At 38.6% G+C, this 20,761-nt stretch carries 27 protein-coding genes; 15 read left to right on the top strand and 12 right to left on the bottom strand.

All coding sequences use genetic code 11. The features are described from left to right. Positions 1 to 67 precede the first annotated feature (67 nt). Entirely contained in the window at positions 68 to 307 is a 240-nt protein-coding gene (locus tag ATG70_RS23030) for a WYL domain-containing protein (protein WP_441296374.1), read from the top strand. A gap of 112 nt (positions 308 to 419) precedes the next feature. Here ATG70_RS23030 and ATG70_RS10935 read toward each other — a convergent pair whose 3' ends face one another. Together ATG70_RS10935 and yfkAB are read right to left on the bottom strand one after the other, a co-directional pair. After that, positions 420 to 1,166, bottom strand: a complete 747-nt coding sequence (locus ATG70_RS10935; RefSeq protein WP_098444334.1) for a GDSL-type esterase/lipase family protein — start codon at positions 1,164 to 1,166, stop codon at positions 420 to 422. Between the two features lie 114 nt (positions 1,167 to 1,280). Beyond that, complete coding sequence (gene yfkAB / locus ATG70_RS10930) at positions 1,281 to 2,399, bottom strand: radical SAM/CxCxxxxC motif protein YfkAB (protein WP_098444333.1); 1,119 nt, start codon at positions 2,397 to 2,399, stop codon at positions 1,281 to 1,283. A 187-nt stretch (positions 2,400 to 2,586) separates the two neighbouring features. On the opposite strand from yfkAB, the gene ATG70_RS22495 reads away from it, so the two are divergent. Next, positions 2,587 to 2,742 (top strand): hypothetical protein, encoded by a 156-nt coding sequence (locus ATG70_RS22495; RefSeq protein ID WP_168212300.1) that lies wholly within the window; start codon positions 2,587 to 2,589, stop codon positions 2,740 to 2,742. A 41-nt stretch (positions 2,743 to 2,783) separates the two neighbouring features. On the opposite strand, the gene mnhG is transcribed toward ATG70_RS22495, so the two are convergent. Genes mnhG through ATG70_RS10900 form a run of 6 tightly spaced genes read right to left on the bottom strand, consistent with a single transcriptional unit; the run spans position 2,784 to position 8,044 of the window. Then, positions 2,784 to 3,149 carry a monovalent cation/H(+) antiporter subunit G gene (gene mnhG / locus ATG70_RS10925; RefSeq protein ID WP_306472702.1) on the bottom strand — a complete coding sequence of 122 codons (366 nt, stop codon included), beginning with the start codon at positions 3,147 to 3,149 and terminating at the stop codon, positions 2,784 to 2,786. After that, a complete protein-coding gene (locus ATG70_RS10920) occupies positions 3,121 to 3,411 on the bottom strand; it encodes a Na(+)/H(+) antiporter subunit F1 (protein WP_098444331.1) in 291 nt (96 codons plus the stop codon). Before ATG70_RS10920 ends, mnhG begins: the two co-directional genes overlap by 29 nt. Further along, positions 3,408 to 3,884: a Na+/H+ antiporter subunit E gene (locus ATG70_RS10915; RefSeq protein WP_098444330.1), complete on the bottom strand. Its 477-nt coding sequence runs from the start codon at positions 3,882 to 3,884 to the stop codon at positions 3,408 to 3,410. The genes ATG70_RS10920 and ATG70_RS10915 overlap by 4 nt, the downstream gene beginning before the upstream one ends. 5 nt (positions 3,885 to 3,889) lie before the next feature. Beyond that, a complete protein-coding gene (locus ATG70_RS10910; protein WP_098444329.1) occupies positions 3,890 to 5,371 on the bottom strand; it encodes a Na+/H+ antiporter subunit D in 1,482 nt (493 codons plus the stop codon). Further along, positions 5,364 to 5,702, bottom strand: a complete 339-nt coding sequence (locus ATG70_RS10905; protein WP_098444328.1) for a Na(+)/H(+) antiporter subunit C — start codon at positions 5,700 to 5,702, stop codon at positions 5,364 to 5,366. The genes ATG70_RS10910 and ATG70_RS10905 overlap by 8 nt, the downstream gene beginning before the upstream one ends. Next, positions 5,702 to 8,044 (bottom strand): Na+/H+ antiporter subunit A, encoded by a 2,343-nt coding sequence (locus ATG70_RS10900; RefSeq protein WP_098444327.1) that lies wholly within the window; start codon positions 8,042 to 8,044, stop codon positions 5,702 to 5,704. Before ATG70_RS10900 ends, ATG70_RS10905 begins: the two co-directional genes overlap by 1 nt. A gap of 178 nt (positions 8,045 to 8,222) precedes the next feature. Between ATG70_RS10900 and ATG70_RS10895 the strand changes: the two genes are divergently transcribed. Further along, complete coding sequence (locus ATG70_RS10895; RefSeq protein ID WP_098444326.1) at positions 8,223 to 8,681, top strand: hypothetical protein; 459 nt, start codon at positions 8,223 to 8,225, stop codon at positions 8,679 to 8,681. Positions 8,682 to 8,722: 41 nt separating this feature from the next. On the opposite strand, the gene ATG70_RS10890 is transcribed toward ATG70_RS10895, so the two are convergent. After that, positions 8,723 to 8,866: a sporulation histidine kinase inhibitor Sda gene (locus tag ATG70_RS10890; RefSeq protein WP_098444325.1), complete on the bottom strand. Its 144-nt coding sequence runs from the start codon at positions 8,864 to 8,866 to the stop codon at positions 8,723 to 8,725. Between the two features lie 354 nt (positions 8,867 to 9,220). On the opposite strand from ATG70_RS10890, the gene ATG70_RS10885 reads away from it, so the two are divergent. The 8 genes from ATG70_RS10885 to ATG70_RS10850 are packed head-to-tail and all read left to right on the top strand — an operon-like array spanning position 9,221 to position 14,235. After that, positions 9,221 to 9,736: a YqeG family HAD IIIA-type phosphatase gene (locus tag ATG70_RS10885; RefSeq protein WP_098444324.1), complete on the top strand. Its 516-nt coding sequence runs from the start codon at positions 9,221 to 9,223 to the stop codon at positions 9,734 to 9,736. A gap of 2 nt (positions 9,737 to 9,738) precedes the next feature. After that, the gene (gene yqeH, locus ATG70_RS10880) at positions 9,739 to 10,848 is read left to right on the top strand and encodes a ribosome biogenesis GTPase YqeH (protein ID WP_098444323.1); all 1,110 of its coding nucleotides are present in this window, start codon (positions 9,739 to 9,741) and stop codon (positions 10,846 to 10,848) included. A 10-nt stretch (positions 10,849 to 10,858) separates the two neighbouring features. Beyond that, the gene (gene aroE / locus ATG70_RS10875; RefSeq protein WP_098444322.1) at positions 10,859 to 11,704 is read left to right on the top strand and encodes a shikimate dehydrogenase; all 846 of its coding nucleotides are present in this window, start codon (positions 10,859 to 10,861) and stop codon (positions 11,702 to 11,704) included. After that, the gene (gene yhbY, locus ATG70_RS10870) at positions 11,698 to 11,988 is read left to right on the top strand and encodes a ribosome assembly RNA-binding protein YhbY (protein ID WP_098444321.1); all 291 of its coding nucleotides are present in this window, start codon (positions 11,698 to 11,700) and stop codon (positions 11,986 to 11,988) included. Before aroE ends, yhbY begins: the two co-directional genes overlap by 7 nt. A 17-nt stretch (positions 11,989 to 12,005) precedes the next feature. Next, positions 12,006 to 12,578, top strand: a complete 573-nt coding sequence (locus ATG70_RS10865) for a nicotinate-nucleotide adenylyltransferase (RefSeq protein ID WP_257147665.1) — start codon at positions 12,006 to 12,008, stop codon at positions 12,576 to 12,578. After that, a complete protein-coding gene (gene yqeK / locus ATG70_RS10860; protein ID WP_098444319.1) occupies positions 12,565 to 13,131 on the top strand; it encodes a bis(5'-nucleosyl)-tetraphosphatase (symmetrical) YqeK in 567 nt (188 codons plus the stop codon). Before ATG70_RS10865 ends, yqeK begins: the two co-directional genes overlap by 14 nt. Before the next feature lie 20 nt (positions 13,132 to 13,151). Continuing rightward, entirely contained in the window at positions 13,152 to 13,505 is a 354-nt protein-coding gene (gene rsfS, locus ATG70_RS10855) for a ribosome silencing factor (protein WP_098444318.1), read from the top strand. A 1-nt stretch (position 13,506) separates the two neighbouring features. Further along, the gene (locus ATG70_RS10850) at positions 13,507 to 14,235 is read left to right on the top strand and encodes a class I SAM-dependent DNA methyltransferase (RefSeq protein WP_098444317.1); all 729 of its coding nucleotides are present in this window, start codon (positions 13,507 to 13,509) and stop codon (positions 14,233 to 14,235) included. An 88-nt stretch (positions 14,236 to 14,323) separates the two neighbouring features. On the opposite strand, the gene comER is transcribed toward ATG70_RS10850, so the two are convergent. Further along, a complete protein-coding gene (gene comER / locus ATG70_RS10845; RefSeq protein ID WP_098444316.1) occupies positions 14,324 to 15,160 on the bottom strand; it encodes a late competence protein ComER in 837 nt (278 codons plus the stop codon). Between the two features lie 101 nt (positions 15,161 to 15,261). Here comER and ATG70_RS10840 point away from each other — a divergent pair, with 101 nt between their 5' ends. The 3 genes from ATG70_RS10840 (at position 15,262) to ATG70_RS10830 (ending at position 18,785) form a co-directional block, all read left to right on the top strand. Next, on the top strand, positions 15,262 to 15,873 hold the full coding sequence (locus tag ATG70_RS10840) for a helix-hairpin-helix domain-containing protein (RefSeq protein ID WP_257147664.1): 612 nt from the start codon (positions 15,262 to 15,264) through the stop codon (positions 15,871 to 15,873). A gap of 63 nt (positions 15,874 to 15,936) precedes the next feature. Next, positions 15,937 to 16,500, top strand: coding sequence for a ComE operon protein 2 (locus tag ATG70_RS10835; RefSeq protein ID WP_098444315.1), 564 nt, complete (start codon positions 15,937 to 15,939; stop codon positions 16,498 to 16,500). Between the two features lie 17 nt (positions 16,501 to 16,517). After that, the gene (locus ATG70_RS10830) at positions 16,518 to 18,785 is read left to right on the top strand and encodes a DNA internalization-related competence protein ComEC/Rec2 (RefSeq protein ID WP_179886250.1); all 2,268 of its coding nucleotides are present in this window, start codon (positions 16,518 to 16,520) and stop codon (positions 18,783 to 18,785) included. A gap of 20 nt (positions 18,786 to 18,805) precedes the next feature. Here the strand turns inward: ATG70_RS10830 and ATG70_RS10825 are convergent, their stop codons facing one another. Next, the gene (locus ATG70_RS10825) at positions 18,806 to 18,937 is read right to left on the bottom strand and encodes a YqzM family protein (RefSeq protein WP_098444313.1); all 132 of its coding nucleotides are present in this window, start codon (positions 18,935 to 18,937) and stop codon (positions 18,806 to 18,808) included. Between the two features lie 402 nt (positions 18,938 to 19,339). Here ATG70_RS10825 and holA point away from each other — a divergent pair, with 402 nt between their 5' ends. Beyond that, positions 19,340 to 20,362, top strand: coding sequence for a DNA polymerase III subunit delta (gene holA / locus ATG70_RS10820; RefSeq protein WP_098444312.1), 1,023 nt, complete (start codon positions 19,340 to 19,342; stop codon positions 20,360 to 20,362). Positions 20,363 to 20,408: 46 nt separating this feature from the next. On the opposite strand, the gene rpsT is transcribed toward holA, so the two are convergent. Further along, the gene (rpsT, locus tag ATG70_RS10815) at positions 20,409 to 20,675 is read right to left on the bottom strand and encodes a 30S ribosomal protein S20 (protein ID WP_098444311.1); all 267 of its coding nucleotides are present in this window, start codon (positions 20,673 to 20,675) and stop codon (positions 20,409 to 20,411) included. Positions 20,676 to 20,761: the final 86 nt, after the last annotated feature.

Genomic DNA, 20,761 nt, shown 5'->3' with positions numbered 1-20,761 from the left:
AATGTCAATCGATGAAATGTAGTGGTTAAGAACGTTTGTTTGGCATACAATAAGAACAAATGATCGTATGGGAAGGAAGTGTCTCATGTATAAGAATATAAAAAACCACTTAAAACATCAGAAAAAAGTAGAAATGATCTATGTTTCTGGGCAAAACAAGATTACTAAGAGAATTGTTAGGATACTCCATGTAAACGAACAAGAAATTATTGGGTACTGTTACTTAAGAGGGGATGTTCGAACATTTAAGGTTGAACAAATTCTAGCGTTATACTCTTTGAAAGAATTCCAAAGTAAATTCCAGTGAGGAGTTAAAAAAAGAACTCCGAAGGTTTCCCTCCGAAGCATTTTAAGGTTGGTCTATTGTAGTTTAACACACAAAAGCGAAAAAGCGATAACGGATTGCTGAATTGTTGTGATTACTTTTCAGCATCTTCATTTGTATTGTACGTAGAAAGAATTTTTCGAGTCCAAATGCGATAACCTTCTCCATTGAGATGAAGACCATCGAACGTAAAATCTTTATTCAACTGCCCAAATTCGACTAGCTCTGGATAAATATCGATATATTGATAATCATACAGATTTGAGAGGTCTTCTAAACGCTTGTTTAAATCACGAATTGTGGCGTTATTAAGAGGATGACCAGTTAATGCCGTGTTAACGGGGAACAAACTTTGAACGTACACCTTTGTATTAGGAGATCGCGTCTTCAGAATATCAAGAATCTGCTTATAGTTTGTCTCAATTTTATTAATAGACTGACCTGCAATCATATCGTTAATCCCAATTAATAAATACACCCGATCAGGTTTCGCTTTTACCACCTCATCGATTCGGTTAAGTACTCCAGTGGTTGTATCACCAGCAATGCCTCGATTTAATACCTCGTGATCACTGAGAGCTTCTCCCCATTCATAATAATCAGTCAAGCTATCACCAAGGAAAATTGTCTCACTGTCTTTGTGAGTATAAGAGTCATATATGCTCTTTTTCGTTTGATAATATTTGGTATAGTACGTAATGTTTTTCTTCTTAGATTCTGAATCGTTCTCGGGCATTTCGTTTGCATTGGTTCTAAGAAAATCGGTTTGATTTTCAGCCAGCGCTAGTAAAATAGCTAGAGAACCGGCAACTAATACCAGAATCCATACTTTTTTCCTCACAAGTATCACACTCCTATAGATTACGATAGGTATTATACCCTATCTTCAAAGAAGTGAAAGCTGAAATTGTGATTAGATACAAAAATGAGTAAAAAAACCCCCGAAATTGGAGGTTTAAAGAGAAATATTTGTCTCTTTTTGTAAAAAGTCGATATTTTTGTAATAGGCATCTTTAACAAGAAGGTTAGGACCTAGACATTTCACTGCTGGACAGTGGCAGCTTATGCTTTTAGCAACTTTACTCTCTTGCCATTTTTGATAAGCGTCATTTAAATTTGTGTCTTTAATATTCCCAAGTGGAGGAGTGTCACCAAAATCAGTGACGATGATGTCCCCGTCAAATATGTTTAAGTTTAACCTTGAGCGACCATCTGGATCATTTCTAACTGTTACGTTTGGCTCAGCATATAATCTTTCTAGAAGTTTGAGATCTTCTGGATTTGAATTACACGGGTAGAATGGCAGTGTTCCAAATAGCAGCCAGACGTCGGGATCTCGGTTGTCTAATAGACGGTGTATACCTTCACGAATTTCATCCAATGAAGCAATGTCTAAATCAGAAGCAAAATCTGAAGGGTACATTGGATGAATCTCATGTCTCTGACAACCCATCTCTGCAATTTGTTTATGAATGCTAACGATATTCGGAATTGTTCTGCGATTAATCATAGTCTCGGCTGAAACGATTACTCCTTTAGAAGTTAAATCTTTTGCGTTTTCAACCATGCGATGAAAATAGGACTCTCGTTGGGCGATCGAAGGTTTACGTTCCATTACTGCAAAACCAATGTCAGTAAAATCTTCAATACTTCCATAGTTATGAGAAATATGTAAAACATCCAAATAAGGTAGAATAAGATCGTATCGCTTTCGATCAAGCGTTAGGTTGGAGTTTATTTGTGTGCGTGCCCCTCGGTCATGGGCATATTTAAGTAGTGGCGCTACATATTGTTTCACTGATTTCATAGATAGCATTGGCTCGCCACCTGTAATGCTTAGTGCACGAAGTTTTTCCACTTCGTCTAGTCTACCAGTCAAAAGGTCCAGTGGAAGCGGATCAGGATCTTTTGGTTGAAGAGTATAACCAACTGCACAGTGCTCACACCGCATATTGCATAGTGTCGTTGTCGTTAGTTCAATATTAGAAAGTATCATACTTCCGTATTCTTCAACATCCATATAAGCTTCCCATGGGTCATATGTGGGTGTTATTGTTTTCATTGATGTTGTCATTGATATCGACCCCTTTTAGTAATTGCAAGGCTTCATACCCCTCCTAATTGTAGAGCATTAAGAAACGGATGAACAGCGATAGTGATGAATTTAGAAAACTCCGCCAATGTCCATACATCCTATTCGAATCTTTCATAGACTATACTATCTACCAGAAGAATGTCTAAGGGAGAAAAGGAGGGGGCGTATGAGTTACGGCTATCCTGGCTGTGGATATCCCTATCCGCCATACCCATATCCATATCCAGGCTATGGAGGAGGGTACTTTGCTTTAATTGTTGTACTGCTTGTTTTATTGCTTGTGATTGGCGGCGGGTACTATTATTACGCAAATTATCGTTAATGAACGTTTTCGCGAATGTGAAAAAGCAAGCACGATAGGGATTAACCCTTGTTCGTGCTTGCTTTTTTTTGTTGCGCTTTATCAAGATCATCTCTCGTCGTCTTTTCCCATAGAGGGACTCCTTTTTGATAGGCAGCTCTTGAAATCATATGTCCAGAGACCGGCGCTGTCATAAGGATGAAAATAATTCCCAAAATAAGTTTACCGCTCACCATTTGTTGTTCGAAAATAAAATAAAGGAATGCAGCGATGAGGATCCCTGCTACTCCTAGCGTAGCACTTTTTGAAGCGGCGTGTAGACGAGTGTATACGTCAGGAAGTCGAAAAATTCCCAGCGCTCCAGAAAAAAGGAAAAACGTACCGATAAGCATAAAAATGCTAATCACGACTTCTTTCAATGATAACACCCTTTTCCAAAAATTTAGCGATAGCTACTGTCCCTATAAAAGCAAGGATTCCAATGAGAAGAATAATATCATTGAAATATTCAGTTTCTAGTTTAATTGCTAGAATACCAGCTATTGCCATTAAATTAATGCCGATTGTATCTAGTGCAACTGCCCGATCAGGATTCGAAGGTCCTTTTATGGCTCGATAAAGTAAAAACAAAGTGGAGATCGCAATGATGACGATACAGATCGTTGATACGGTAGATAAAAGGGAAGTCATCTTGTCACCTCCATAATCGCTTTCTCAAATGTTCCTTTAATTTCCTTAATGACTTCATCAGCATCAGGAGCATCCATCGCATGAATATAGATGTGCATATTGTCAGGTGCAACTGAAACCGTTAGCGTACCGGGAGTTAACGTGATTAGATTCGCAAGCATTGTTATTTCCCAGTTTGTGCGAACGTCAATAGGAACTTCAATAATACCAGGTTCCATTTTAAGCTTAGGACTGTAGACGAGTTTAACGACTTGTACATTGGCCATTAACAATTCTTTAATAAACAAGAACAACAATTTAATAATTGCCCAGAGACGATAGAAATAAAATCGATCTGGAATAAAACGCTCCATTAAGAGGAGCAGCCCAATCCCAAATAAGTAACCGATAAAAAATGTACTAAAAGAGTAGCTTTCAAAAAGAAACATCCAGAGAACGGCAATTATGAGATTAATGATAATTTGAATTGGCATGCCATCTACTCCTTCATGACGGAATCAATATAGTTTGCTGGATCAATCATTTGATCTGCAATAGTTTGGACAGTAGGATAAATAAACTCTGCACCTAGTCCAAGGAATACGGTGAACACTAATAGAAAGGCAGCTGGCAAGATCTTACCGTTAATAGAATTTCCACTTTGTACGTATTCCGATTTAGGCTCGCCCCAGAAACCATTAATAAAGATGCGAATAACAGATAGGAGAATTAAGAGACTTGTCACTAAGCCAATTACGCCCAGTACATAATGGCCTTCTTCAAACGCTCCTCTTAGAATCAAAAGCTTACCGATAAATCCACTAAAAGGCGGTAACCCTGCAAGTGCGAGTGCACCAATGAAAAAGAGCCATCCAAGTAGTGGTTGGTTTTTAATAATGCCACCCATCTTCCTTAAATCTGAAGTGCCAGCATAAGCAACCATAGCACCTACAAGGAAGAAGAGCGCCGCTTTAATAATCATATCATGTAGGAGGTAATAAACAGTTCCTGCAAGTGCAGTAGCTGAGAAGACGCCAATGCCTAGAATCATATAGCCAACTGCCGGGATGATATTGTAGGCGATAATAAGTTGTACATTATTCGTTGACAAAGCTCCTATCACCCCAAATACAAGTGTAAAACCAGCCATGATAAGTAAAACTTGGTGCGTTACAGAAAGGTTATAGACAAAAATCAATGAGAAAACTCTAAGAATCGAGTAGACTCCAACTTTCGTAAGGAGTGCACCAAATAATGCTGAAATAACGGTTGGTGGAACAGTGTAAGACTTAGGTAGCCAGAAATATAGCGGAAATAGTGCTCCCTTTGTTGCAAATACAATAAGGAGGAGTATAGCAATGGTTGTTAAGACACCATCTTGTTGGACTTCCCCTACACGTTCTGCCAATTGAGCCATATTTACTGTTCCAACTACTGCATAAAGAAAGGATACGGTTGTAACAAAGAGCATTGAAGAGAACAAGTTGATAATAATGTATTTAAATGACTCTCTGAATTGTTCTTTCGTGCCTCCAAGAACAATTAACCCGTATGAAGCAATTAAGAGAACTTCAAAAAATACGAATAAGTTAAACAAGTCTCCTGTTAAAAAGGCTCCACTTACCCCTGCAATTAGAAGCTGAAAGAGCGGATAAAAGTAGTACCGCTCACGCTGTTCATCTAGTGATTTAAACGCATAGAAAGCACATGCAACCGAGATGATATTCGCTGTAACAACGAGTAGCATAGCAAGTGGATCAGCGACGAGAACAATGCCATAAGGCACTGTCCAATCACCTGCTTTTAGCACAATCGTTCCATTTTGAATAACGTTAAAAGCAATAATTGAAACAACTGCAAGGTTTACTAGAACCATGATACGGGTGATCAATCTTACAAGCGGTAACCGCTTATTCAAGAATACAAGAATGATTCCTGTTAAGAGCGGTAATAAAATTGGAAGTATAGCTAGGTTACTCATGGTCATTACCCCTCAATTTCTCCATATTATCGGTACCATTCGTTTGGTACGTCCGATACGCTAGCACAAGAAGAAATGAAGTCACCCCAAAGCTAATAACAATGGAAGTTAAAATCAGGGCCTGGGGGAGCGGATCAGCGTAGCTCGTTACTCCCTCAGATAGAATTGGTGGTTTCCCACGATTCAACTTTCCCATCGTAATAATAAATAAGTGAGCCCCATGAGACAACAGTGCCGTACCGATAATGATTTTAAGAATTTGTTTCTGCAAAATCATATAAACCCCTGCAGTGAAAAGAATTCCTGCAAGCACAGACATGATGATTTCCATTAATCATTTCCCTCCTTCTTACCTGGACGAAGTTTGATCATTGTATAAATACCAAGAGCGGCTAGTCCAAGCACAAGGATTTCAAGCATCGTATCCAGTCCACGGAAGTCAACAAGAATCACGTTAACCACGTTATCTCCTCCGCCTAATTTATAAGAGTTCTTTAGGAAATAGTCGGAGATCGGTTCAAAAAGCTTTGTGCTATGAGAAGCGATACCTACCATTGTGACAAGAACACCGACTGATATCGAAATAACCCAGTTAACGGCATTTGTTCTTTTGGATTCTTTCTTTTTATCAAAGTTAGGTAGGTGATAAAAACAAAGTAAAAATAGAGCAACAGTAACCGTCTCAACAATAAGCTGTGTTAGTGCGAGATCCGGTGCTCGGAAAAAGACGAAGAGAAGAGATAGTCCATACCCAACAATTCCAAGAACTAAAATGGCTGCAATGCGGTTTTTCATGAAAATCGTAGCGATAGCAGCACCCGCCATTACAATCGCAATCATTACTTCAGGTATAGCGATTGGTGCCAGGTCATCAAAGTTAATTTGAAAACCGCCAGTTACGCTCATTGTAATCCCAACTAAGGCAATGAAAAAGACGAAAATATAAATCATGTAATGACGAAGAGAACCAGTCATATAAACATTTGTTAATTTTCTTGAGCCGTTGATCAGTCCGTTTATGAGACCATCGTAAGCTTTTGCAGCAGATAATTTACCTGGTAACGCCTTGTAAACATGCTGCCATTTTTCTCGCGTCAGGTACAATGCAGAACCTAGAATGAGAACGGCGAGGCTCATATAAAGGGCCGGTCCGAAGCCATGCCAAAATTTAATATGTGTTTCCCCGACGGAGCCATTAATGGCATCGACCATTGGCGATAGAAGTGCATGGCCAAATGCATCCGGGATAAACGCAATAATGATGACAAGCAAAACAAGTACTATAGGTGAAATAAGCATGCCAATTGGTGCTTCGTGCGGCTGTTTCGGTAATGTTTCCCTCTGTTTCCCGGTAAACGTACGGAAGAATAGCATGATGGAATAGATGAATGTAAAGATACTTCCACCAACAGCAAAATATGGGAAGAAAGGTGATACAGCCTCAACAATTGTAGAAGCATTTTCAAAATGAAGTGATGAATCAAAAAACATTTCTTTACTTAGGAAGCCGTTTAAAAATGGTAGCGGAAATCCGGCCATAGAGAACGTGCCAAAGAAGGCTAATGTGGCCGTAATCGGCATGAATGTAAATAGTCCTCCGAGCTTTCTAATATCCCGCGTTCCTGTTTCATGATCAATAATACCCGCAACCATAAAGAGACTCCCTTTAAATGTCGCATGGTTTAAAATGTGGAATACAGCAGCAAGAATAGCTAGTTCTGTACCAAAGCCTAACATCGCCATGATCATTCCAAGTTGACTGATCGTAGAATAGGCAAGTATCGCTTTCAAATCGGTTTGTGTAACAGCCATATAGGATCCCCAGCATAGTGTGAGTAAACCAAAACCACTGACAATTAAAAAGAAAAGGTCTGTCCCAGCGAAGATAAGACTCAATCTAGCGACTAGATAGATACCTGCTTTAACCATCGTAGCTGAATGAAGAAAGGCACTAACTGGCGTTGGTGCTTCCATAGCATCAGGCAACCACGTATGAAATGGGAATTGAGCCGATTTTGTAAAGGCTCCAAGAAGTACAAGAATAAGGATAAATGGAAAGAGAGTTGAGTTAACAATCATTTCCCCATTCTCAATAATCCCTCGAATGCTTGCAGTTCCTGTAATGTCGGCCATTAATATAAAACCACCAAGCATCGCAAGACCACCGAATACAGTAATCATCATGGACTTGAGGGCACCAGAAGTCGATTTTTCTCTTTGATACCAGTAGCCGATAAGTAGAAATGATGAGATGCTTGTTAGTTCCCAGAATGTGTAAAGAACAAATAAATTATCCGATAACACAACCCCAAGCATAGCTCCCATAAACAATAGAAGATAAACATAAAAATGGCCAAGTTTTTCCGCTTTACTTAAATAATAGATGGAATATAGAACGACAAGAGATCCAATTCCAGTGATCAAAAGCGCGAAAAACAGGCCAAGACCATCGATATAGAATGTAACGTTCACTCCAAGTGATGGAATCCACTCAAACGTTTTTAGTGTATGTACACCCTGCATAACTCCCTGTATAAACGTAAGAAAATACCCGAATAGAAGAATCGGAACTAAAAGAACAAACCATCCTAAATGGACTTGTTTCACGCCCCGATAAAGCAACGGGATGAAAAACGCTGCCAGAAAAGGTAGCAAGACAGCTGCATGAAGCATTCTACAAAAACCTCCCCACTAATGCTCAATATGATAAAAGTTCAAATGAACTCATATTGCAATAATTCAATTGTAATCAAAAACCGACACATTTATCAACTTTTCATGTTTGAAAATGCAACTTTCCCGTATAAGATTTCCAAACAACGCCGATTCTATTTGCGAAAGGAGGATACACATGATAAAATCCATTTCTATTCTTTTTCCCATCATGATTTTATTAACTGCCTGTCAAAGTGTATATAAAAGTGAGGATCAATCACCGTACGCACCACGAGAGTATTTTAGAGCAATTGAAGTTGAACCACTTGGAGCAGCGTTAATGAAAGAACATAGTCCGAACAGTTCGATAGAAACGATTCAAAAAATGTTGAAAAACGAGTCAGCTATAAATGATGTTATTATTCTGTCTCGTGATAATCAAACGATTGTAGCATTAAAACCTTTTGCATATAAGCGAAGAGATGTTGATTCTTTATTATCTAAGTATCAGGACTTACTAAAGGCAGAAGGGGTAGCAGCTGTCTTTTTAACAGAACCTAATCATTATAGAAGCGCTAAGAAGATGAAACAAGAAAACGATGTTAGCAATGAAGAGTGGGAAGCCACGTGGGGAAGTTATTTTGAAGGAAAATAAACAAAAGGCCAACCCTGGTATGAGATCAAGGTTGGCGAATGTTATACCCCAAGCATAGAAACTTGTTTATCGAGTCTGCGTCTTTGTATTTCACGTTGAATAAGGTGAATAAATTCACTACTAAGTTTAAGTTCCTTTGCCTTATAAAAGGATTCAATCAACAAGTCATCTGATAACTTTTCCATGATTACGCACCTCCAAAATAAGGTTCTATCCTCCGATTATTCCGCATAGTTTGTATGTGGATCTTTTATTTGCAGTTAGCTTACCATGGAAAGATTCATAGAACAACCGTTCCGTTATCCACAGTTAAAAGTGGATAATTTGTGGGTATAGTGTTTATATCTTACTTATTTTCAATGGCTTAATGGTTTGTATATGTTAATAATGTTATCCACATTTTTTGGAAATGACGCTATTTGTCGAAAAATTTTGATATCATTTGTTTTTTTTCGTTAGATTCGTTTGTAAGTTAATAGTTGTGCGTGATGAAAATATTGATACAATAGGGATGTCACTAATACTAGGAGTGTTGCAATTTGCTAAATAATTTTTTGCCAAATGAACATGTGCAAGACATCTTTCAAATAAGCCCGGAGCTACTTAAAGAACGTGGTGTGAAAGGTATTATCACAGATCTTGATAACACTCTTGTTGAGTGGGATCGAGCAGATGCTACGCCTGAATTATTAAAATGGTTTCAACAAATGAGTGACGAAGGTATTCTCGTTACCATCGTTTCAAATAATAATAAGACTAGAGTGGAGAAGTTCGCTTCCCCTGCGAAGGTACCATTTATATATGAAGCTAGGAAGCCAATGACAAAGGCATTCCGTAAAGCTTTAAAGGACATGAAGCTGAAAGCCGAAGATACTGTTGTCATCGGAGATCAGATCTTTACAGATGTAGTTGGAGGAAATCGAATGGGACTTCATACCATTCTAGTTGTTCCTGTAGCTAAAACGGATGGGTTCTTTACGAAATTTAATAGAAGAATGGAAAGTGTGTTCCTTGCTTATATGAAGCGTAAAGGGAAGATAAATTGGGAGGAATAGGTTTGGAAAATGAACAAATCATTTGTGCTGGATGTGGCATACACATTCAAACAGAAGATAAAAACGCATTAGGCTATGCGCCGCCTTCTGCGCTTAAACGTGATGTGATTATCTGTCAGCGCTGTTTTCGTTTGAAGCATTATAATGAAATTCAAGACGTTTCGTTGACCGATGATGATTTTTTAAAGATTCTAAATGAAATTAGTCAGACGGATGCTCTTATTGTCAAAATTGTTGATATTTTTGATTTTAACGGGAGCTGGTTACCAGGTATTCAAAGATTTGCGGGTGGAAATCCCGTATTATTAGTTGGAAACAAGGTGGACCTTCTGCCTAAATCTGTGAACAGAGCAAAGTTAGTGAAATGGATGCAAACAAGTTCAAAAGAAAATGGACTAAAGCCAGCAGATGTGATGTTAATGAGTGCAGATAAAGGCGATGGTGTAATGGACGTTGCTGCTGAAATTGATCGCTTAAGGGATGGAAGAGACGTTTATATTATTGGCTGTACGAATGTAGGAAAATCAACATTTGTAAACCGTCTGATCCACGAGTTTGGTGGCGATGAAGAACAAATGATCACAACAAGTCAATTCCCAGGGACTACGCTTGATTTGATTGATATTCCACTTGATGATGGCAATACCTTATATGACACTCCAGGAATTATTAATCATCATCAGATGGCTCATTTCGTAAATGCTGAAGAATTAAAGTTAATTAGCCCTAAAAAAGAGATAAAACCAAAGGTATTCCAATTAAATGAAGGGCAGACCCTTTTCTTTGGAGGACTTTCACGTCTTGACTTTGTGGAAGGTGGAAGGCAGTCCTTTATTTGTCATGTTTCGAACGATCTCTATATTCACCGTACGAAGATTGAGAAAGCTGATGAGCTCTACCGAGACCACCTTGGAGAACTTCTGTATCCACCTGGTGATCAAACGAAAAAAGAGCTTCCTTCTTTAATTGGACATGAGCTTCGAATTAAAGAAGAAAAAATGGATATTGTTTTTTCAGGACTTGGGTGGGTTACCGTATCTGGAAAGGGTACAACTGTTAAAGCCTATGCTCCTGAAGGTGTCGGCGTCTCAATCAGAAAATCACTAATTTAGGAGGCAGGTAATGGGGAAACTATATGGACTTATTGGTCATCCTGTTGGACACTCGATGTCACCACTTATGCATAATGGTGAATTTAAAGCGCTTGGTTTGTCACATCACTACCAAGCATTTGATCTTTCACCTGAACAGTTAGAGGATGGCGTAGAGGCTATGAAGATGCTTGATATTCAGGGATTCAACGTGACCATTCCTCATAAAGTCGCCATTATCCCATTACTAGATGAGGTGGAGCAAGAAGCCCTTGATATCGGTGCTGTTAATACAGTTTACAAGCGTGATGGTAAATATATTGGCACAAACACAGATGGAAAAGGTTACTTACTCTCTTTACTTACTCTAATGCAAGTAAAGGATCTTAAGAACAAAAGAGTCCTTGTGATTGGAGCAGGGGGGGCCGCACGAGCCGTAGCTGTTAGCATTTCTAGGGCTGGTGTGCTTTCCTTAACGATCGCAAACCGTACCCTTGAGAAGGCGGAAAATCTAACAAGTGTATGTCACGCCTATACAACAGCAAATGCCACAACACTGCAAGAAGCAGAAGTGATGCTTACTCACTTTGATATTATTATTAACACAACATCAATAGGGATGAGCCCACACCTTGATCGGATGCCTTTATCCGTAGAGGATTTGAATAAGGGAACAGTGGTAAGTGATCTTATTTATAATCCGCTTGAAACAAAATGGATGCGACTTTCAAAACAAAAAGGTGCTGTCACAGATAATGGAATTTCTATGTTTGTTGAACAGGGGGCTCTAGCTTTTGAAAAATGGACAGGGGAAACGCCTGATCGAGAAAGAATGAGAAATGCGGTTTTAAAAGAGTTAGGAGGATATTCATGTTAACAGGTAAACAAAAACGTTTTTTACGCGCAAAAGCAAATCGTCTCAATCCTATTTTTCAAGTAGGAAAAGGTGGCGTTAATGAAAATATGACGAAGCAAATTGAGGAAGCTTTAGAGGCTAGAGAGCTTATTAAAGTAAGCATTCTTCAAAATTGTGAAGAAGATCGTAATAGTGTAGGAGAGCAATTGTCCACTGAAACTGGAGCGGAGCTTGTTCAAATTATCGGAAATATGATTGTACTGTATAAAGAATCAGAAGAGAATAAAGAAATTATTCTTCCATAATGACTGAAGGAAAAAAGTTGAGAGTCGGCTTACTTGGAGGGACATTTGACCCCCCTCATCTTGGACATTTAACGATTGCACAAGGAGTACTCGAGACATGTAAACTTGATGAAATCTGGTTTATGCCGAGCCATCGTCCGCCACATAAAAACGGTAGTGCCATTACTGATAATCATCAAAGGATGAAGATGACTCAGTTAGCGATTGATGGAAATCCTCATTTTAAGCTTTCTTTAATTGAGTTTGAACGTAATGATCGCTCATATACGATTGATACCATTGAAATATTGAAAGATAATTATCCACATATCGATTTTTATTTTATTATTGGTGGAGACATGATTGAGGATTTACCGAACTGGCATCGAATAGATGAATTGTCTCGTATGATTACGTTCATTGGGGTTAACCGTCCGGGGTATCATCCGGATAAAGAACGGTACCATGTTTCTCTCATTGATGTTCCACAAATTGATGTCTCATCAAGTGAATTAAGAAGAAATTTACATGACAAAAAGAGTGGAAGGTATTTACTTCCCGAATCCGTCCGAACTTTTATTGCAGAGGAGGGATTATATGAATCGAACTGAAGCGTTAAAGCTTGTTAAGCCTCATTTAACAGAACATCGCTATGTTCATACGATTGGGGTAACGGATACTGCGGTTGATCTTGCTGAAAAATATGGGGCAGATCCACAAAGGACCGAAATTGCAGCTGTTTTTCATGATTATGCCAAGTTTCGACCTAAAGAAGAAATGCGTCAAATTATTATTGATCAATCGTTTAGTGAAGATTTGCTCGAGTACTCATCCGAACTCTGGCACGCTCCAGTCGGAGCTTATTTAGTACGCTATGAGATTGGCATCAATGACGAAGAGATTCTAAACGCAATCAAATACCATACCTCTGGACGTCCTAATATGACGTTAATGGATAAGTGTGTGTTTATTGCTGATTACATTGAACCGGGCAGATCATTTCCTGGTGTAGATGAGGTTAGAGAAGTTGTCCAAAAAGATCTTGATCAAGCTATTGCGTTGTCTCTCAGGAATACTGTGCAGTTTTTAATGAAAAAGAATCAGCCTATTTATCCGGCGACATTCTTAACATATAACAGCATTGTAAAGTCGTTGAACGCCTGAGAAGAAATGGAGGAAACTAAATGAATGAGAAGCAAATGATTAGCCTTGCTGCCAAAGCAGCTGACGATAAAAGAGCAGAAGATATCGTTGCACTTAATATGAATGGAGTTTCATTAATTGCGGACTACTTTTTAATATGTCACGGTAATTCAGAAAAACAAGTTCAAGCAATCGCTAAAGAAATTAAAGATCAGGCATTAGAACAAGGGATGGATATAAAGAGACTGGAAGGTTATGATCAGGCACGCTGGGTTCTTGTTGACTTAGGCAGCGTTATTGTTCATATATTTCATAAAGATGAACGCCATTATTATAACCTTGAGAAGCTTTGGGGAGATGCGCCACATTTACCACTTGAGGAAATTCTAGCGTAATATGCAATCATATGAACGCTTTTCTTATGTTTACGATCGTTTAATGGAAGAAGCTCCATACGGTGAATGGGTGGATCTTGTCAAAAAGGAAGTAGCAACTGGAAAAGTTCTCGATCTGGGCTCAGGAACAGGAGAATGTTCCATTAATCTTGCTCAAGTTGGTTTTGATGTTACAGCTGTGGATCTTTCTGAGCATATGCTCTCTGTAGCTCAGGATAAAGCTATTCGTGAAAAACTTCCAATCAAGTTTCTACAGCAGGATATGCGAGAGCTTGAAACTGGAGAATTGTATGATGTTGTTACAATTTTTTGTGATTCGTTGAACTATGTGACAGACAGAGAAGGTGTGAAAGCAACCTTATCAAGCGTATATCAGCACCTGAAACAGGGTGGTGTATTATTATTTGATGTTCACTCTCTTTATAAAGTACAAAGCCTTTTTGTTGATAACACCTTTGCAAGTAGTGAAGATGATATATCTTATATATGGAATAGCTTTGCTGGAGCAGAAGAAGGCGCTGTTGAGCATGAGCTCAGCTTCTTTGTTGAAAATGAAGAAGGACTTTATGAACGGTTTGATGAAATTCATTACCAAAGAACGTTTGCAATCGATGAATATCTAGCCTGGCTAAGAGAAGTAGGCTTTGAAAATATTTCGGTGACATCTGATTTTACAACTTTAGAGCCAACACCGTCATCCGAGCGTTTATTTTTTAGAGCTGTTAAATAGTAAAAAGAGTGATTTCAATTGAAATCACTCTTTTTATCTTTTATTGAAGGGATTTATCTTTTCGTAGCGAATTCAACTATACACCTCGCTATTTCTGCTTCGACTCTTCCTTAAATTGTACTTTAATTCCTTCGCGATCTTCCTTAAACTTTCTATGAGTGCTCTGAATCAAATGATGAAACATCTCTCCAGTTTCTGCTTCAAGAACCTTTAATCCCTCTCCTGTAACGCCACCTTTGACGGTTACCTTTCGCTGTAAAGTTTCTAAAGAAAAATAATCTTTTTCAAGTAGCTTCCCCATACCAATGAGCATTTCTGTGGCAAGGATCGTAGCTTGCTCATTTGATATGTTTGTTTCTGTCACTGCTCCTTCAATAAATTGTTGAATCAAATAACTTAGAAAAGCTGGGCCACAACTCACAATATCAGAAGAAACCCTTGTGATATCCTCGTCTGTTTCAATTGGCGTAGAAATTTGTGACATCAGATAAAGTAGCTTTACTTTGTTTGCTTCAGAACAACGACTTCCGAACGTAACAAGTGATGCGCCACTAAGAGCTCTGTTCGTAATACTTGGAATGGCTCTAGCTACGTCACAAGTAACGAATGATTCAATCTCACTTACCTTAATTGGACTTGTGATGGAAACGATTAACTGCTGTTGTTTTAAATTAGACCGTATCTTTTTGAATAGCGGAAAATATTCATGAGGTTTGACACAAATAAAGATCATATCAGACTTTTTAACGACTTCATCTGCACTTTTGACAACATTTAGTGAAGGATATTGCTGTTTAAGTTTCGAAGCCTTTTCACTTGAACGATTTACAATTGTGAGATGGGAAGGTATTACGGCGCAAGAATCAATAAAGGAAGATACAAGAATCGTCCCCATATTGCCGGTACCTATGACACCGATTTTCAATAAACTCCCCCTCCTTCCATACTCATTTCTCCTAAAACATATGTAAGAAAGTCTCATTATATGTTTAAGAACATGAAACATTCGAAAGGTATGAATACCCAATGAAGTATCTGAAAGCGTTTAATACAAGGGAGAAAGTTCTTCTCAGTATCATTTTGTTAGCAGTTGGAATGGCTGTATTCTTTTATTACGATTTACCTAAAGGCGAGGAAGACCAGTTTGTGTTTGAAGAAGAAGTAGAGGAGGGGGTCGAAGACAAAGAAGTTCCTCTGCCTGCTCAAGAAAGTGAGGTAACGATTGTGCTCGTAGATGTAAAGGGGGCCGTGGTCACACCAGGTGTGTACGAAGTTAGTGGGAATGGGCGTGTGAAAGATGTTATTCAGAAGGCTGGTGGGTTTCTTGAAGAAGCAGATCAAGCTCAGCTGAACCTCGCTGGTAAAGTGATCGATGAGATGATGATTTACGTTCCTATAAAAGGAGAAACCACAGTGGCTGCTGGAAGTGTGACTGCCGAGTCAGGACTTATTTCCATCAATACGGCGGATCTTATTGAACTTCAAGAACTTCCGGGTATTGGGCCAGCAAAAGCAGAAGCGATTATTCAATATCGGGAAGAAAATGGTCCTTTCAGTGCTAGTGAGGATTTACAAAATATTAGTGGAATAGGAGAAAAAACGTTTGAAAAGTTAAAGGATCTTATAACGGTTCAATGAGTCATTGACTAGCAGGATTATTTCGATCAAACTAATAGAAGATAAAACATTGGGGGGAAATCCATGGAACGTATTTCGTGGGATCAGTATTTTATGGCCCAAAGCCATTTACTTGCTCTTAGAAGCACATGTACTCGTTTAACGGTTGGCGCAACAATTGTAAGAGATAAAAGGATGATTGCAGGTGGATACAACGGATCTGTATCAGGTGGCGTTCATTGTATTGACGAAGGGTGTTATGTAATCGACAATCATTGTGTTCGAACGATTCATGCTGAGATGAATGCCATTATTCAATGCGCTAAATTTGGTGTGCAAACAACCGGAGCTGAAATTTACGTCACTCATTTTCCTTGTATTAACTGCTGTAAAGCGATTATACAGGCAGGAATTAAAACAGTGATTTATGCAGAGAATTATAAAAATTATCCTTATGCGGTTGAGCTATTTGAAGATGCTGGCGTAACAGTCAGACAAGTTGAACTAGAAGAGATGATCCTTGATACGAATAGTCAAGAAAAGCTTAATTTAACTGCGGATTTATTGGACAAACTTTCAGCGTCAGGTCTTGATACAAATGAAGTAAGGCCACTATATGAGAAAGCTTCCAAACTATACGGTATGTAATGAAAGGAAACCTGTGGGTGCTAGCGCTTTCTTCGCTACTTGGTGTGTTCAGTGTTGATTCCTACTATGCCGTTTCTGTGAGTAGTATTTTGTTGATATGGTTATGGAAAGGTAAGAGAGGGCTACTATTGTTAGCTACTCTTACCTTCCTATTATCTTTTAGTTATACAGTTTTCACAAATAGTACCAATATCACCTCTTTAAAAGAAGGTGAAGTAGCCTTAAATGGGAAGATTTCTTCGCTGCCTCAAGTTGATGGTGATTCTCTTTCTTTTGAAGCTTCCACAATGAATGAGAATTTAAAGGTACAGTATTATTTATCATCAGAAGTGGAAAAGAATGATTTGAGAAATTTAAAAGTAGGTCACTTGTGTCGTTTATCAGGGACGCTGAAACCCCCATCCCCCCTAAGAATTCCCTCTCTTTTTGACTACGAACGTTACCTTTATCATAAAAAAATTCACTGGATTTTTGAACTGAATGAAAAACCAACTTGCTTACCACATTCCAAATCACTGATCGTAAAGATTCAACAATACCGGCAGAAAGTTGTATCTGATATTACAGTTGTTTTTCCTATTCAACTTCAAGGGCTAGCGGCATCGTTACTTGTTGGCGATCGCAGCTTATTACCCCCTGATGTCACTGATGCTTATCAAGAATTAGGTTTGAGTCATGTTCTTGCTGTATCGGGTTTGCACGTTGGCGTCATAGGAGGTTTGTTTTTCTGGCTAATGATACGAATTGGTGTGACAAGAGAAAAAGCGTATAGTACGCTTTTCATTTTTTTTCCTTTTTACCTTGTTTTCACAGGTGGTGCACCATCGGTCGTTAGAGCGTCTTTAATGGCTATGACAGTTGTTTTTAGTATGCGGTTTCAGTTAAAGCTTAATCCTCTTGATGGAATTGCGGCAGCTTGTTTAATAACACTATTTGTAAATCCTTATTATGCTTATCATATTGGATTTCAACTTTCTTTTCTTATTGCTTTTGCTTTAATCGTATCCTCTCATACGATCTTGAAGCGTTATCAACATCCCTTCACCCAACTTCTGGCTTTATCAATTCTTGCTCAAGTCATTTCTTTTCCTCTTGTTATTTATCACTTTCATCAAATTTCATTTATCAGTTTAGGATTGAAGCTCATATATGTTCCATTTATTTCAATCATCGTTTTACCAGCTCTATTGCTTCTCTTCCTGTTACAAACGCTTTCTGTATCCTTTCTTTTTACGGTATTGTCTGAACTACTCGCTACGCTCATTGCGTCCATTCATCGTTTGTTTTTGTTTCTCTCGGAGTTAAACATGAATGTGGTTTTTGGAGCGATTTCAGAAGGTATGCTAATCATTTCTTTAGGGCTTTGCTTTTTCGTCGTTCTGTTATGGGAGCGAGGGTCACTTATGAAAGCTAGTGTAATCTGGTCGCTTTATTGCGGTGGACTGTACATAGCTCCTTATCTCAACCCAAATGGAGAGGTGACATTCATCGATGTTGGGCAAGGGGATAGTATTTTGATCATGCTCCCTTTTCAACAACAGGTTATTTTGATTGATACAGGCGGAAAACCGAGTTTTGGCAAAGAAGAGATGTGGCGACAAAGAGAGTCAACATTTGACATAGGGGGTGATGTTGTTCTCCCATTTTTAAAGTCGAAAGGTATTCGTGAGCTTGATTTATTGCTGCTTACTCATGGTGATTTTGATCATGTGGGTGGAGCGAAGGAGATTTTAGAAGGCATCTCTATAAAAAGATTGTTACTTGATCAAGGTATTGAACAAACGGAAGTCGAAGCGAATATAATGCAAATCGCACGAACAAAAAGTGTTCCTGTATCAAACGCAAAAGTAGGACAATCGTGGAGCGTAGGGAAGGCGGATTTCACTGTTGTTCAGGCGTTACAGACGAAGGAAGAGAACGATGGGAGTATCGTTTTGCATGCAAGCGTTGGCGGATATAGCTGGCTTTTAATGGGTGATCTGGAAGCGGAGGGAGAACATCAATTTCTTGCTGGTCGCTCTCTTCCAAAAATTGACGTGGTAAAAGTAGGCCATCATGGTAGCGCTACTTCTAGCTCATCAGAGTTCATTGACCGTGTCACTCCCGATATTGCGATCATATCGGTTGGGGAAGATAACCGGTATGGTCATCCTGATGAAGATGTATTAGAACGCTATCAAGAGCAAGGTGTCTCTATTCTTCGAACCGACCTAAATGGCACGATCCGATACACATATCGATTGAATAAAAAAGGAAGTTGGTCCGTGATGTTAAATGGAAAATAGACTGCCTAGGGGCAGTCTATTTAGCCAATTGCTTTAATAATTACAGCCGTGAAGAAAATGATGGAAAAGAATAAAAATGGTACAACGAAGCCAACAGCTGATTGAACAGCGTCATTATCCTTAGCTTGAACATCTTTTTCGAACTCGTTCATTTGCCTTCCCTCCTGCTTTCCCCATAGTATTCACTGTTCACTACTAATGTAGTCTTTATGTAGGGGATTTCCTAAAAAGGTACATTTCAATCAATATTGTATCATGTATTCCACTTTATGTCTTTAATCTTCAGTAACTGTCACAGTTTTAGTGAAAGGAATTTATTCGAAAGAATCACTCCCTTTCCTGTAAAGAGTTGTCACCCATACTTTAAGTTTGCATAGGATATCCTATCTACTACACACCGAACATCGTTGCTTCATGAGAGTCCTAGGCCTTATGAAGGAGCGTTTACTATAAATGGGAGGCTGGTTATAGCAGCCGGCTTCCCTTTTCTACTTGCCAACATCGTTTTGACGGATTAGGATAGAAATGGACGAATAAAAACGAGGTGTACATAGATGTCCATTTCAGACTTAAAAAAGAAAATTAAACAAAACAAGTTAGATCCACTCTATCTCTTAACGGGCACAGAAACGTTCTTGGTTGATGAATTACAAAAAATGATCATTAATCAGGCGCTCCCAGAAGAAGAGAAAGAATTTGGACTTGCTTATTATGATCTAAACGAAACACCTGTACAAGCTGCAGTAGAAGATGCTGAAACGCTGCCATTTTTAGGGGAGAAGCGTGTCATTATATTAAAGAATCCATTGTTTTTAACAGCTGCTAAGGATAAGAGCAAAGTAGAGCATGATCTGGACTCACTTCAGCGGTATGCTGAAAACCCATCTCCTTTTACAATTCTTATTATTGAAGCACCTTATGAAAAGTTGGATGAGCGGAAAAAATTGGTGAAAACCATTAAGAAAACAGGAGCATTTGTTAAAGCCGAGGCGTTACAAGAAAATCATTTGGGTGACTGGCTTCAGCAACGCGCAAACCAACATGGTGTTTCTCTTGATCTGGAAGGCGAAGAGAGGCTTGTTCAGTTAACAGGTAGTCACTTGATGTTGCTGCAACAGGAAATAGATAAAATGGCACTATACGTTGGAGAAGGTGGCATTGTCAATGCGGAAGTTGTCGATCTTCTCGTCGCAAGAACATTAGAAAATGATATTTTTGCGTTAATTGATCGTATTGTAAGGAAAGACTTAAACAAAGCGTTTCGCATTTTATATGATTTACTTAAAATCAATGAAGAACCCATTAAAATTCTTTCGTTAATTGGCAGACAGTTTCGGATTATTTATCAGGTTAGTGAGCTTTCGAAGAGAGGGTATGGTCAGAAGCAAATGGCCTCCACCCTTAAATTGCATCCTTATGCTGTGAAAATTGCACAGCAACAAAGTAGAAGTTTCGAAGAAGAAAAACTGCGCTTTATTTTAGATCAAATTGCTGAATCGGATTATGAGATGAAAACAGGTAAGATGGATAAAAAACTGATTCTTGAATTGTTAGTTACTAAAATTAAAAATGCATAAAAAAAGCTGTTGGGATATCCCAACAGCTTTTAACGTTTTTAAGGAATTACGCTGAAATCTCGTTGTACATTTTAGTTAGACGAGATTTTTTACGTGCTACTGTGTTTCTGTGAATGATTCCTTTGTCAGCAGCTTTGTCGATGCGCTTAGAAGCTTGGTTAAGAGCTGTTTTCGCAGCTTCAACGTCTTTAGCTTCAACTTTTGCTTCAAAAGTCTTGATTGCAGAACGCATTTCAGATTTGAAAGCAATGTTATTAGCGCGACGATCAGATTGAGTTCTAACGCGTTTAACCGCAGATTTAATATTTGGCATACCTTTCACCTCCTTGCAAGGCTTAACAATTCCATGTCATATCCGTGCATAGAACAAGAAACATTCTATCAAATAGGACAATGAAT

The sequence above is a fragment of the Bacillus sp. es.036 genome, from assembly GCF_002563635.1.
Taxonomy (GTDB): Bacteria; Bacillota; Bacilli; order Bacillales; family Guptibacillaceae; genus Guptibacillus.
Note: the sequence above shows the minus strand (reverse complement) of the source record. Positions and strands in the feature narration are given on the sequence as shown.

What these genes read in the sequence shown, in the direction of transcription:
- ATG70_RS23030 (WP_441296374.1), top strand. Translation starts at nt 68, where the DNA reads ATGGGAAGGAAGTGTCTCATGTATAAGAATATAAAAAACCACTTAAAA.
- yfkAB (WP_098444333.1), bottom strand. Translation starts at nt 2,399, where the DNA reads ATGACAACATCAATGAAAACAATAACACCCACATATGACCCATGGGAA.
- ATG70_RS22495 (WP_168212300.1), top strand. Translation starts at nt 2,587, where the DNA reads ATGAGTTACGGCTATCCTGGCTGTGGATATCCCTATCCGCCATACCCA.
- ATG70_RS10920 (WP_098444331.1), bottom strand. Translation starts at nt 3,411, where the DNA reads ATGACTTCCCTTTTATCTACCGTATCAACGATCTGTATCGTCATCATT.
- ATG70_RS10915 (WP_098444330.1), bottom strand. Translation starts at nt 3,884, where the DNA reads ATGCCAATTCAAATTATCATTAATCTCATAATTGCCGTTCTCTGGATG.
- ATG70_RS10910 (WP_098444329.1), bottom strand. Translation starts at nt 5,371, where the DNA reads ATGAGTAACCTAGCTATACTTCCAATTTTATTACCGCTCTTAACAGGA.
- ATG70_RS10905 (WP_098444328.1), bottom strand. Translation starts at nt 5,702, where the DNA reads ATGGAAATCATCATGTCTGTGCTTGCAGGAATTCTTTTCACTGCAGGG.
- ATG70_RS10900 (WP_098444327.1), bottom strand. Translation starts at nt 8,044, where the DNA reads ATGCTTCATGCAGCTGTCTTGCTACCTTTTCTGGCAGCGTTTTTCATC.
- ATG70_RS10895 (WP_098444326.1), top strand. Translation starts at nt 8,223, where the DNA reads ATGATAAAATCCATTTCTATTCTTTTTCCCATCATGATTTTATTAACT.
- ATG70_RS10890 (WP_098444325.1), bottom strand. Translation starts at nt 8,866, where the DNA reads ATGGAAAAGTTATCAGATGACTTGTTGATTGAATCCTTTTATAAGGCA.
- aroE (WP_098444322.1), top strand. Translation starts at nt 10,859, where the DNA reads ATGGGGAAACTATATGGACTTATTGGTCATCCTGTTGGACACTCGATG.
- yhbY (WP_098444321.1), top strand. Translation starts at nt 11,698, where the DNA reads ATGTTAACAGGTAAACAAAAACGTTTTTTACGCGCAAAAGCAAATCGT.
- yqeK (WP_098444319.1), top strand. Translation starts at nt 12,565, where the DNA reads ATGAATCGAACTGAAGCGTTAAAGCTTGTTAAGCCTCATTTAACAGAA.
- rsfS (WP_098444318.1), top strand. Translation starts at nt 13,152, where the DNA reads ATGAATGAGAAGCAAATGATTAGCCTTGCTGCCAAAGCAGCTGACGAT.
- ATG70_RS10850 (WP_098444317.1), top strand. Translation starts at nt 13,507, where the DNA reads ATGCAATCATATGAACGCTTTTCTTATGTTTACGATCGTTTAATGGAA.
- ATG70_RS10840 (WP_257147664.1), top strand. Translation starts at nt 15,262, where the DNA reads ATGAAGTATCTGAAAGCGTTTAATACAAGGGAGAAAGTTCTTCTCAGT.
- ATG70_RS10835 (WP_098444315.1), top strand. Translation starts at nt 15,937, where the DNA reads ATGGAACGTATTTCGTGGGATCAGTATTTTATGGCCCAAAGCCATTTA.
- ATG70_RS10825 (WP_098444313.1), bottom strand. Translation starts at nt 18,937, where the DNA reads ATGAACGAGTTCGAAAAAGATGTTCAAGCTAAGGATAATGACGCTGTT.
- holA (WP_098444312.1), top strand. Translation starts at nt 19,340, where the DNA reads ATGTCCATTTCAGACTTAAAAAAGAAAATTAAACAAAACAAGTTAGAT.
- rpsT (WP_098444311.1), bottom strand. Translation starts at nt 20,675, where the DNA reads ATGCCAAATATTAAATCTGCGGTTAAACGCGTTAGAACTCAATCTGAT.